This window comes from Rhodopseudomonas sp. BR0M22 (assembly GCF_010907035.1).
GTDB lineage: Bacteria > Pseudomonadota > Alphaproteobacteria > Rhizobiales > Xanthobacteraceae > Rhodopseudomonas.
Genome location: NZ_QUMK01000104.1, coordinates 1 through 11,269, shown reverse-complemented (window position 1 = coordinate 11,269; position 11,269 = coordinate 1). Strand labels below are relative to the sequence as shown.

Genomic DNA, 11,269 nt, shown 5'->3' with positions numbered 1-11,269 from the left:
TCCCGGGCCAATAATCGTCTATGACGCTGCACGACTTCCGACTCGCCGTTCGGCGGCTGTACGACGGCGCGACGCCGCGCGGAGTGGCGTTCCGCTACGGCCTGTTGGCATTCGACGTCGTCACCCTGCTGTTCATCGTCGGCACTTCGTTCCTGCCGCGAACGAAGATTGTCGAGACGTTCGATCTGGCGTTCGGCGTCTTGATCATGATCGACTTTGCCGCGCGGCTGTACGCCAGCCGGCGGCCGATGCGGGAGTTCGGCCGGCTGGCGACCTGGACCGACCTGGTCGCGATCGTCTCGTTCCTGGCGCCGCTGCCCGGCGAGGGCGCCGGCTTCCTGCGCATTCTGCGCACGCTGCGCGCGTTCCAGGATTACCAGATGCTGACACGGCTGCGCAGCGACAGCAGCTTCTTCCGCCGCCACGAGGAGGTGGTGATCGCGGTGGCCCGGCTCGCCGTGTTCATCTTCGTGATGACGGCGATCGTCTACGAGACCCAGCACTTCCGCAATCCGCAGATCGCCAACTACGCCGACGCGCTGTACTTCACCGTCACCGCGCTGACCACCACCGGATTCGGCGACATCACCTTGCCCGGCACGCTGGGGCGAATGATCAGCGTGGTGATCATGATCTTCGGCGTCACGCTGTTCTTCAATCTGGCGCGGGCGCTGATCAGTCCGAACAAGGTGCGCTTCCCCTGCCCGACCTGCGGACTGCAGCGCCACGATGCCGATGCGGTGCATTGCAAGGCGTGCGGCACCGTGCTGAATATTCCGGACGAGGGGCGCAACTGAGCCTGTTGCCGCGCCGCTCGCTGCCACAGGATCCGCCATGCTCACCCGCCGTCTTGCACTCGCCCTCCTCGCCGCCGCTTCCGCTCTGCCCGCAGCCGCACTCGCACAGGCGTCGGCCAAGACGAGCGCGACCGATCCCGCCGCACTGCTCACCAGGCTCTACAAGGCGGCCGCCAAGGACAATGCCGGCGGCGCCTTCGTCAACAACGCCAAGGAGCGCGCGAAGTATCTGTCGACGTCGTTCGCCGCGCTGTGGAGCAAGGCCGAAGCCAAGGTGCCGGACGGCGAGATCGGACCGATCGATTTCGATCCGGTGAGCAATTCGCAGGACCCGGACATCAAATCGTTCGTCATCAAGACCGAGAGCCAAGACGATGCCCACGCCACGCTGGCGGTGGCGCTGATCGGCAGCCAGCGCCGCAAGGTCGCCGCCGACAGCGTGATCCGCTACGATCTGGTGCGCGACGGCACCTCGTGGCGGATCGATGACATCCGCGGCAGCGTCGAGGGTCAGCCATGGTCGGTGCGGCAGATGCTGGAGGCATCGCTGAAAAACTAATCCAATCCGTCAGCGCGCCCGACCGCCGCCGGCGCGACATCATGCGTACCGTGACGCACCACATCTTCGCCGTGGCTCCGGGATTGTCCGGGTTGCGCGACGCAGTCCGGTGTGGCCATACCCTCGGCACGATCCATCGCCGACGGCAGCAGCCGCGACAAAGCTGCGCTGCCATGCCACGCACCCTTGACATCACCGGGCGCGGCATCACTTGACAGCCAACGGCTCATCCGGCTTCGGCCGGTGCGCCGAACATTGAGAATGAGGGGACGCTATGAGCGGGACTACGACCGAAGCCGATGTGCGCGACAACAAGGCGCTGAACCGCTTCGAACTCGACTCCCATGGCGAGATCGCGTTCGCCAATTATCGCCGCGCCGGCGGCCGCGTCGTCATCACCCACACCGAGACTCCGCCGCCACTGCGCGGGCGCGGCATCGCCTCGCGTCTGGTGCGCGGCGCGCTCGATCTGATCCGCGCCGAGGGTGCCAAGGTCAGCGCCGGCTGCGGATTCGTCGCCGATTATCTCGACGCTCACCCCGAATACGCTGACCTCACCGCCTGAGGCCTCGGCCGGGCCGCGTGCGCGCGGTCCGGCAATTGCCCGCTGCGGTCCGCTGTGGCATCGGTTCCCTTGCGCGCGGCACGCCGGCCGATCCTGTGATCGCCTGCGGTCGCGCTCCGCAGGAGCCGTGCCAATGACAATTTCCCCGCCGCCGGGCTTTCAGCCGTTCGCCGTTCAGGACGGCTATATCGGCACCAACGGGCCGTATTACTGGCGCCAGAACGCCGATGGTCAGCCCGAGTTCGGCTTCCTCAGCGACGAGCGCCACGGCAATCCCAACGGCGTGCTGCACGGCGGCGCTCTGCTCGGCTTTCTCGATACCATCCTCGGATTTTCGGTGGTGCTGGCGGGCCAGCGGCGCTGCGCCACGGTGTCGCTCGACAGCCGCTTCATCGCCACTATCGAGCCCGGCGGCTGGATCACCGGCCGCACCACGATGAAGAAGCTGTCGCGCAGCCTCGCCTTCATCGACGCCGAAGCGCTCGCCGGCGACAAGCTGCTGGTGACCACCAGCGCCGTGTTCAGGATCTTCGAGTCCTAAGGCGTCGTCACAAGGCAATGCCGTGCCGCAAGCGAGCGGCACGGCAGATCGTTCGAGATGCCGTTCTAAATCAGTGCTTGATATCGGCCGGCAGCTTGCCGCCATTGGCGGCCAGCTTCGCCATCACCTGCTTGTGCAGCCAGATGTTCATCGCGGCGGAATCATTCATGTCGCCGCTGTAGCCGAGCTCCTTGGCGAGCTCCTTGCGGGCCGACAGGCTGGAATCGATATCGAGCGCCTTCATCAGGTCGACGATCGAGGTGCGCCACTCCAGCTTCTCGCCCTTGGCCTTCACGGCCTTATCCAGGATCGGGGCGACGTCGACGGTTTCCGCCGGAACCGTGGGCGCCGGTGCGGTACCCGCCCCAGCCGTTGTTGTCGTCGTCGACGCGGTCCCGGGCGACGCAGCAGCGCTGTCGCCGAAAATCGCGCTCATGATCTTGCCGAAAATGCTCATGCTGACTTCCCCCTGTTGCGATGCCACGCATCGTCCGCTTCAACAGCGCGGGTGCCCATTGGGTTCCCGACGCGGATCCGCAGCCGACGCACAATTATCGGCAGCGAAGCAGCTCGCACTGCAACATCGTCCGCTCACCAAAGCTTGAGCAACCGCCGGCACCGAACGGCGTTACGTTGCCATTACAGGTCGCGGCAAGTACGGGTCACAAGACCAGTTCGTTCGTTGCTCTCGCGTCTGGCTCCTTCTGATCGTTCGTGTCCGCGCAAGAAGCGCCCGGCCCGCCATTTCGGCGCAACGGCCGGTAATCACCAATGTCGATCACGGGAGGACGCTAAGCATGGCCACGACCTATTCATCCGCTCCGTCCGCGCTCGCTGCGGACGACGCAGTCCCCGCCGTCCATCACATTAGCCTCGCCGATCTCGGCACCGCGCTCCGGCAAGGCTGGGACGATTTCAAAGCGGTGCCGAGCCACGCCGTGATGCTGGTGCTGATCTATCCCGTGCTCGGTCTGTTGCTGGCACGGCTGGTGCACGGCTACGCGGTGCTGCCGCTGCTGTTTCCGCTCGCCGCCGGCTTCGCGCTGCTCGGCCCGTTCGCGGCGCTGGGGCTGTATGAACTGAGCCGGCGCCGCGAGCGCGGCGAACAGGCTTCGGCGTCGGACGCGCTTGCCGTGCTGCGGTCGCCCTCGCTCGGCGCGATGCTCGGCTTCGGCGCCATCCTGCTGGCGCTGTTTCTGGTCTGGCTGGCGGCCGCGCAGGCGATCTACGTTGCGCTGTTCGGCTACGCCCCGGCCACCGCGATCCCGGATTTCGCCCGCCGGGTGCTGACGACGCCGGAAGGCTGGAGCCTGATCCTGGTCGGCTGCGGCGTCGGCTTCCTGTTCGCGCTGGCGGCGCTGTGCCTCAGCGTGGTGGCGTTCCCGATGATGCTCGACCGCCACGCCGGCATCGGCGAGGCGATGGCAACCTCGCTGCGGGTCGCGGCCGCCAACCCGCTACCGATCGCGGCCTGGGGCGCGATAGTTGCGGTGCTCCTGGTGGTTGGCTCGTTGCCGGCCTTTCTCGGACTTGCGGTGGTCGTGCCGCTGCTCGGTCACGCCACCTGGCACCTCTATCGCAAGGCAGTCGAGCCCAATCCGAATCCGCCGTCGACCCCGCCGTCTCGCTCGCCCAAGCGGTCGGCCGCCGACTTTCCGGCCAATCTGCTGCAATGGAAACGCAGAAGCGCCTGAATCAGCCTTCGGCCAACTTCGAATCCGGCCGCCGACCGCCCTGCCGAGGTCGGCGGCCGTTTTGTGCATTGCGGCAGATCAAATCCCTCAATTCGCCATGAATGATCATTCATGACCTCCGTATATATGCGTATAATGCATACGGCAGGATCGAATTGTTCGAACGTCTTAACCCGGAGGTCGGGGGCTTCAGGAACTAGATTTCTCCCGTTGCCGGGAAATCCAAGGCGAAAAGCCTCATATTGAGCTGATAATGCACTATATTTCCGCTCATCCAGCCCCCGAGGCGACTTCCGCTCGGTTCCACGCCTTGAGCTGCGAGCAGATCTCAATACCTAGACCTGGGCGGAAGGGTTAATCATTCCTTCCCGGCGGTATGCATTGGTTGCTTAGCTGCGGTGCAACATTTTCGCTGCTGGATCGGCGACTCGTCGCCTATATTGCTTTTGACGCTTCGGTTCTTCCGAAGAACTGAATCGTGGACAAGGAGACCATCCCATGCTGCTTTCGCTCATCCGCGCTCTGCGCGCGTTCCGGGACTATCAGCGCAACGTCGCCGAACTGTCCCAGCTCAGCGATCGCGAACTGGCCGACATCGGACTTGATCGTTCGGACATCCCGCGTGTCGCTTCGGGTCACTACAACGGCTGACCCGCACGTCTGTTTCTGCCCTTTACGGCCAACGCCCGCCTTCTGGCGGGCGTTGTCGTTTGGGGCGGAGCTGCGCAGCGCACAGGACCGGAAACGGATTTGACCCGAGACTGAAACACGCTAGCTGTAGCGGATGACCAGCAGCCCCGACTCCTCCTCTCCCGTCGTTCATGTCATCGGCGCCGGCCTCGCCGGCTCGGAAGCCGCTTGGCAAATCGCCCGCGCCGGTGTGCGCGTCGTGCTGCACGAGATGCGGCCGATCCGGACCACCGAGGCGCACAAGACAGATGGTCTTGCCGAGCTGGTGTGCTCGAATTCGTTCCGCTCCGACGATGCCGCCAACAATGCGGTCGGGCTGCTGCATGCCGAGATGCGCAAGCTCGGCTCATTGATCATGCAGGCCGCGGACGCCAATCAGGTCCCAGCCGGGGGCGCGCTTGCGGTCGATCGCGACGGCTTTTCGGCCGCAGTCACCAAGGCGCTGGCCGAGCATCCGCAAATCGAGATCCGCCGCGAAGAGATTGACGGCCCACCGCCGCAGGACTGGACCAACGTCATCGTCGCGACCGGCCCGCTGACGTCCGCGCCGCTGGCCGAGGCGATCCGCGGCCTGACCGACGAATCGGCGCTCGCGTTCTTCGATGCCATCGCGCCGATCGTGCATCGCGACTCCATCGATATGTCGGTGGCCTGGTTCCAGTCGCGCTACGACAAGGTCGGCCCCGGCGGCACCGGCGCGGACTATCTGAATTGCCCGATGACCCGCGAGCAGTACGACGCCTTCGTCGACGCGCTGATCGAGGGCGAGAAGGTCGACTTCAAGGATTGGGAAAAGGACACGCCGTATTTCGACGGCTGCCTGCCGATCGAGGTGATGGCCGAGCGCGGCCGTGAGACGCTTCGCCACGGCCCGATGAAGCCGGTCGGGCTGACCAATCCGCACAACCCGACGGTGAAGCCCTACGCCATCGTCCAGCTCCGCCAGGACAACAAGCTGGGCACGCTGTACAACATGGTCGGCTTCCAAACCAAGTTGAAGCACGGCGCGCAACTGCGCGTTTTCCGAACCATTCCTGGGCTGGAAAACGCCGAATTCGCAAGGCTTGGCGGGCTACATCGCAACACGTTTCTGAACTCGCCGAAGCTGCTCGACCAAAGCCTCCGGCTGCACGCGGCGCCGCGGCTGCGGTTCGCCGGCCAGATGACCGGCTGCGAGGGCTATGTCGAGTCCGCGAGCGTCGGCCTGTTTGCCGGACTGGCCGCCGCGGCCGATGCGCTCGGCGAGTCGCTGACCCCACCGCCCCCGAGCACGGCGCTCGGGGCCCTGCTCGGCCACATCACCGGCGGCCACATCGAGACCATTGACGCCGGCCCGCGCTCGTTTCAGCCAATGAACATCAATTTCGGCCTATTCCCGCCGCTGGCCAATCCGCCGACCAAAGGCCCCGACGGCAAGCGGCTGCGTGGTCCGGAAAAATCGGTCGCACGCAAGCAGGCGCTGTCCGCCCGCGCGCTCGCCGATCTGGATGGCTGGATCGCCGCGCATCTGAAGCTGGCGAAGGCGGCGTAGCTCTCCAACGTCACTGCGAGGAGCGAAGCGACGAAGCAATCCAGCATTTCGCCTTGAGCGCTGGATTTCTTCGCTGCGTTCGCAATGGCGTAAGAGCAATCTATCGAAACGACCGGCTCGCACGCCACAGCGTCCACAGCGTAGACAGCCGCGAGCGGTCGAACGGCGTGAACGGATCGCGCTCCGATGCGTCCAGGCGGTCGAGATCGTGGCGGGCAACCGCCAGTGCGAGGAAGGCCGGGCGAACCGCAGCCGGCAGGTTGCCGAGCTCGGCCAGCGCCTGATCGAGATGCTTGCGCGCCTCGCCGATCACCTCGGCGAGCGCCGCACGTAGCGCCGGAACTGCCTGCCCACTGAACACCTGCTCCAGCTCGCAGCCGTGCCGCAGCAGCACGTCGTTCGGCAGATAGAGTTGGCGGCGCGCGGAATCGTAAGACAGCAGCGCCACGATCCGCGCGATGCCAATCGCGACGCCGGCGTGACGCGCGACGTGATCGATCGCATCGGCATGTTGATCGGCGCCCTGCCCGAGCACCCGCGCACCGAGCGCCAGCAGCGTTGCTTCGGTGTCGGCAAGATGCGGCTCGAGCACGCTCCAATCGGGCATCGGGTCGTTGTAGAGATCGAAAATGTGCGCCTCGGTCAGCCGGAGAAGCGGTTCGACCGGCAGGGCATATGCTGCGACGGCTTGCATCAGCTCGGCCGCAACCGGATTGCCCTCGGCGCCGCCATGCGCGGTGCCGGCAAGCAGATCGCTCCACCATTGCAGCCGCATTTCGCCGGGCAGCGGTTGGCTGACCTGACCGCGGACCCGGACGATTTCGGCATTGAAGGCGGCGAGTGCCAGCAGCGGCCGGCGCTGCGCGGGCGCGACGAACAGCGACGCCGCATAGCGGTCGAAGTCGGCCTCCCGCACCAATGCCGCGCAGAACGCCGCGTCGCTGTTGACAGAGCCGCTCATGGCACAGCGATCAGCGCCGCCGCCACCCGACGGCGTTCGCCGATCATGATGTTGTAGGTGCGGATCGCAGGCCCCGTCTGCATGGTGTCGAGCACGACGTTCACGGCGCGCAGCGCCTCGCGCAATTGGCGCGGCGCGATCCAGACGTCAGCGCCGGTGCCGACGATCAGCGTGTCGATCGCGTTGGCGTTGTCGAACACCCGCTGCAGGCTGTAGCGGTCGATCTGTTCCGGCTTGGTGACGTCCCAGCCCCACACCGCATCGGGCAGGAACAGCAGCGATCCCTGATGCGACATGTCGGCGAAGTAGAACCCGCCTTTGCCATAGGCGTCGATCGCGGCGGTGCGCGGAAAGTGCGGAATGTCGGAGCGTTGCGCCAAGCTAGCGTCCCGGATCGAGAGTTCGCGAGAAATCACAGCATCAGGTCGGACTGCGCGATCGCTCGGCGACCGCGCAGCACACTTGGTCCGCTTCCGCGCGGCCTACCGCTTCTTCGGCTTGCCGGACTTGGCCGGCTTCGCCGCAGGCGCCGGAGCGGCCGGCGTAGAATCGACGAACTGGGCCGGAATCTCTTCGGCAGCGGGCGGCGCGACCGGCTCGGGCTTGGCCGGCTTTTCAGCCGGCTCGTCGAGCCGATGGGTGCCGACGCCGAGATAGATCAGGATCGGCGCCGCGATGAAGATCGAGGTGTAGGTGCCGACCAGCACCACGCCGAACATCATCACCGCGGTGAACGAGTGGATCGCGTGGCCGCCGAACAGCAGCAGCGCGAGCAGCGCCAGCGTCACGGTGACGTGGGTGATGATCGAGCGCGACAGCGTCGAGTTGATCGACTCGTTGAGCAGCTGCGGCATCGGCATCTTCTTGTAGCGCCGCAGCATCTCGCGGATCCGGTCGTAGATCACGACGGTGTCGTTCAGCGAGTAGCCGAGAATGGTCAGCAGCGCCGCGATCGAGGTCAGGTCGAAGTCGACCTGACTGATCGACATGAAGCCGATCGTCAGCACGATGTCGTGGACGTTGGCAATCATCGCGCCGAGCGCGAACTGCCATTCGAACCGGAACCAGAGATAGACCAGGATGCCCAGGATCGCGACCATCAGGCCGAGCATGCCGAAGGCCAGCAACTCGCTGGAGACGCGCGGGCCGACCACTTCGACGCGGCGGTAGTCGACCGAGTCGCCGAGCGCGGCACGCACTTTCTGCACCGCGGCCTGCTGCGCCTGATCGCCGCCGGGCTGTTCGGCAACGCGGATCAGCACCTCGGCGGGACCGCCGAACTGCTGAAGCTGCACGTCGCCGAGACCGAGCTTACTCAGCGTGTCGCGCATGCCGGCGATATCAGCCGCACCGGAATGAGCGCGGACTTCGAGCAGCGTGCCGCCCTTGAAGTCGATGCCGAAATTCAGCCCGTGGGTGAAGAACAGTGTGATCGCGGCGATCGACAGGATCGCCGAGATCGGGAAGCTGATCCGGCGGAAGCGAGTGAAGTCGAAGTGGGTGTTGTCGGGAACGATGCGCAGCGACGGCAGCCAGCCGAAGATGCTGACGACCGTCAGCACCGCGATCAGAACGCCCAGCCCGACCAAAATCCAGTGTGTCACGTGTGGCTCTCTCGGATTCGATGCGTCAGATCGGCACGTGATGCGGCCGCTTCCAGCGCACCCAGGTCGCGACGATCAGTCGGGTCAAAGTGAAGGCGGTGAACACCGTGGTGATGATGCCGATACCAAGCGTCACCGCGAAGCCGCGCACCGGACCGGTACCGATGTAGAACAGCACGGCGGCGGCGATGAAGGTGGTGATGTTGGAGTCGAGAATCGTCGCCAGCGCGCGTTTGAAGCCGGCATCGATCGCCGAAATTGCATTGCGTCCAGCGCGCAGCTCCTCGCGGATGCGCTCGTAGATCAGCACGTTACTGTCGACCGCGATGCCGACCGTGAGCACAATGCCGGCGATGCCGGGCAGCGTCAGGGTGGCGTTGAGCAGCGACAGAATGCCGAAGATCATCGCGACGTTGACCGCGACCGCGAGGTTGGCGAACACGCCGAACAGCCGGTAGGTCAGCAGCATGAACACGATCACCAGGATCGAACCGACATAGGCGGCGCGTTCGCCCTTTTCGATCGAATCCTGACCGAGGCCGGGACCGACGGTGCGTTCTTCGATGATCGTCAGCGGCGCAGGCAGCGCGCCGGCGCGCAGCAGGATCGCCAGATCGTTGGCGCCCTGGACCGTGAAGTTGCCCGAAATCTGTCCCGAACCGCCGGTGATCGGCTCGCGGATCACCGGCGCCGAGATCACCTCGTTGTCGAGCACGATCGCGAACGGCAGACCGACGTTTTCGGTGGTGGCGCGGGCGAATTTGCGGGCGCCGTTGGTGTTGAAGCGGAACGAGACGATCGGCTCGCCGCTGCGCTGGTCGAAGCCGGGCTGCGCGTCAGTCAGGTCGGCGCCGGACACCAGCACCTGCTTCTTGATCACGTAAGGCTGCTTCGGCGACGACGCGCTCATCAACAGCTCGGAATCAGACGGCACATTGCCGGCCATCGCCTGATCGCCCGACACCGAGGTGTCGACCATGCGGAAGTCGAGCTTGGCGGTCTTGCCGAGCAGTTCCTTCAGCCGGGTCGGATCCTGCAGACCGGGCACCTGCACCAGGATGCGGTCGGAACCCTGCCGCTGAATCAACGGCTCGACGGTGCCGAGTTCATTGACGCGGCGCTCGACGATCTGGATCGACTGATCGACCGACTGACGCACGCGTTCGGCAATCGCCGCGGGCGGCACCGTCAGCCGGATCACCCCGCCGCCGGCGTCGGAGACGTCGAGGCTGCGCTGGCCGTTGGAGCCGAGCAGGCCGCCGAGCGGCTGCGACAGCTCGCGCAGCTTGGTGAGCGCAGCCGGCACGTCGCTGTCTTTGCTGATCCGAACTTCTACCGCATCCCCCTTGGTCGACAGCCCGGTGTAGGCAATGCGGGCCTCGCGCAGCACCCGGCGCGCATCGTCGCGCACCGAATCCAGCTTGTCCTTCTTCACCGAATTGGCGTCGACCTCGAGCAGGATGTGCGAGCCACCCTGCAGGTCGAGGCCGAGCACGAGGTGACGCTGCGCCCATTTCGGCCAGGTCTTGACGGTGTGCTCGGGGAAGAAATTGGGGACGGCGCAAAGGCACACCGCCAGCGCTGTCAGGATGATCGCCAGCGCCTTCCACCGTGAGATATAAAGCATCGAGTTGTCCCGTCAGAAACCGAAACAGGCGGCGCGCCGAAGCGTCAGCTCGCCGCGCTGTCGTCCTTGGTCGGTTCGGTCTTGTCGCCTTCGGCCTTCGCCGCGGCGTCCTTGTCCTTCTTTCCCTTGGCCTTGGCGTTGGCTTCGGGGGCGTCCTTGACCGGTTCGCCCTTGCTGCGGACGCCGGTGATCATCTGGCGCATCTGGCGTGCGCGAATCCCATCCGCAAGTTCGAACTCGACGGTATCGTCGTCGATCACCTTGGTGACCTTGCCGACCAGGCCGCCCGAGGTGATGATGGTATCGCCGCGGCGAATGTTCTTCACCATCTCGGCGTGCTCTTTCACCTTCTTCTGCTGCGGACGCAGGATCAGGAAATACATGATCACAAAGATCAGCGCGAACGGCAGCAGCGACATGATCATGCTGTTGGCGTCGCCGCCGGCGGCAGCAGCCTGGGCGTAGGCGGGCGTAACGAACATTCGGAATTCCCCGTGAAAGCAAGCGTGCCGGCCCGGCGCGAGAAGCGACGGCCGGGGCGTAAATTCGCGCGGACTATAACCACCGCGGTCCCAATTGCAACGCTGCCAACCCTCTCATTTTCCCGTGTTTCCGCCGCTTGCGAGGCGCCTCCGGGAGGGTTAAGGCTGCCCCTCCAGGAAGGCCGAGAATGACCAAAAAAGCACGCAGCCAAGCCCCC

13 protein-coding genes are annotated in these 11,269 nt (G+C 65.4%); 7 read left to right on the top strand and 6 right to left on the bottom strand.

The window, feature by feature from the left end; genetic code table 11:
* Positions 1–20: 20 nt before the first annotated feature.
* The 4 genes from DY468_RS23440 to DY468_RS23425 all read left to right on the top strand — a co-directional run bounded on the left by DY468_RS23440 (position 21) and on the right by DY468_RS23425 (position 2,462).
* Complete coding sequence (locus DY468_RS23440; RefSeq protein WP_164607870.1) at positions 21–797, top strand: potassium channel family protein; 777 nt, start codon at positions 21–23, stop codon at positions 795–797.
* Positions 798–834: 37 nt separating this feature from the next.
* Positions 835–1,356, top strand: a complete 522-nt coding sequence (locus DY468_RS23435) for a DUF3828 domain-containing protein (RefSeq protein WP_164607868.1) — start codon at positions 835–837, stop codon at positions 1,354–1,356.
* Positions 1,357–1,630: 274 nt separating this feature from the next.
* Entirely contained in the window at positions 1,631–1,921 is a 291-nt protein-coding gene (locus tag DY468_RS23430; RefSeq protein ID WP_164607866.1) for a GNAT family N-acetyltransferase, read from the top strand.
* Positions 1,922–2,054: 133 nt separating this feature from the next.
* Complete coding sequence (locus tag DY468_RS23425; protein WP_164607864.1) at positions 2,055–2,462, top strand: PaaI family thioesterase; 408 nt, start codon at positions 2,055–2,057, stop codon at positions 2,460–2,462.
* A gap of 70 nt (positions 2,463–2,532) precedes the next feature.
* On the opposite strand, the gene DY468_RS23420 is transcribed toward DY468_RS23425, so the two are convergent.
* Positions 2,533–2,919 (bottom strand): DUF3597 domain-containing protein, encoded by a 387-nt coding sequence (locus tag DY468_RS23420; protein ID WP_164607862.1) that lies wholly within the window; start codon positions 2,917–2,919, stop codon positions 2,533–2,535.
* Between the two features lie 340 nt (positions 2,920–3,259).
* Here DY468_RS23420 and DY468_RS23415 point away from each other — a divergent pair, with 340 nt between their 5' ends.
* The 3 genes from DY468_RS23415 (at position 3,260) to trmFO (ending at position 6,377) form a co-directional block, all read left to right on the top strand.
* Positions 3,260–4,156: a DUF2189 domain-containing protein gene (locus DY468_RS23415; protein ID WP_164607861.1), complete on the top strand. Its 897-nt coding sequence runs from the start codon at positions 3,260–3,262 to the stop codon at positions 4,154–4,156.
* 498 nt (positions 4,157–4,654) lie between these two features.
* A complete protein-coding gene (locus tag DY468_RS23410; protein WP_114356218.1) occupies positions 4,655–4,807 on the top strand; it encodes a DUF1127 domain-containing protein in 153 nt (50 codons plus the stop codon).
* Between the two features lie 133 nt (positions 4,808–4,940).
* Positions 4,941–6,377 (top strand): methylenetetrahydrofolate--tRNA-(uracil(54)-C(5))-methyltransferase (FADH(2)-oxidizing) TrmFO, encoded by a 1,437-nt coding sequence (trmFO, locus tag DY468_RS23405; protein ID WP_164607859.1) that lies wholly within the window; start codon positions 4,941–4,943, stop codon positions 6,375–6,377.
* 100 nt (positions 6,378–6,477) lie between these two features.
* Here the strand turns inward: trmFO and DY468_RS23400 are convergent, their stop codons facing one another.
* The 5 genes from DY468_RS23400 to yajC form a co-directional block, all read right to left on the bottom strand.
* The gene (locus tag DY468_RS23400; protein ID WP_164607857.1) at positions 6,478–7,338 is read right to left on the bottom strand and encodes a phytoene/squalene synthase family protein; all 861 of its coding nucleotides are present in this window, start codon (positions 7,336–7,338) and stop codon (positions 6,478–6,480) included.
* A complete protein-coding gene (locus DY468_RS23395; protein WP_164607855.1) occupies positions 7,335–7,718 on the bottom strand; it encodes an Mth938-like domain-containing protein in 384 nt (127 codons plus the stop codon). Before DY468_RS23395 ends, DY468_RS23400 begins: the two co-directional genes overlap by 4 nt.
* Before the next feature lie 102 nt (positions 7,719–7,820).
* On the bottom strand, positions 7,821–8,942 hold the full coding sequence (gene secF / locus DY468_RS23390; RefSeq protein WP_164607854.1) for a protein translocase subunit SecF: 1,122 nt from the start codon (positions 8,940–8,942) through the stop codon (positions 7,821–7,823).
* A 25-nt stretch (positions 8,943–8,967) separates the two neighbouring features.
* A complete protein-coding gene (gene secD / locus DY468_RS23385; RefSeq protein WP_164607852.1) occupies positions 8,968–10,569 on the bottom strand; it encodes a protein translocase subunit SecD in 1,602 nt (533 codons plus the stop codon).
* A gap of 44 nt (positions 10,570–10,613) precedes the next feature.
* Positions 10,614–11,051 carry a preprotein translocase subunit YajC gene (gene yajC / locus DY468_RS23380; protein WP_164607851.1) on the bottom strand — a complete coding sequence of 146 codons (438 nt, stop codon included), beginning with the start codon at positions 11,049–11,051 and terminating at the stop codon, positions 10,614–10,616.
* Positions 11,052–11,269: the final 218 nt, after the last annotated feature.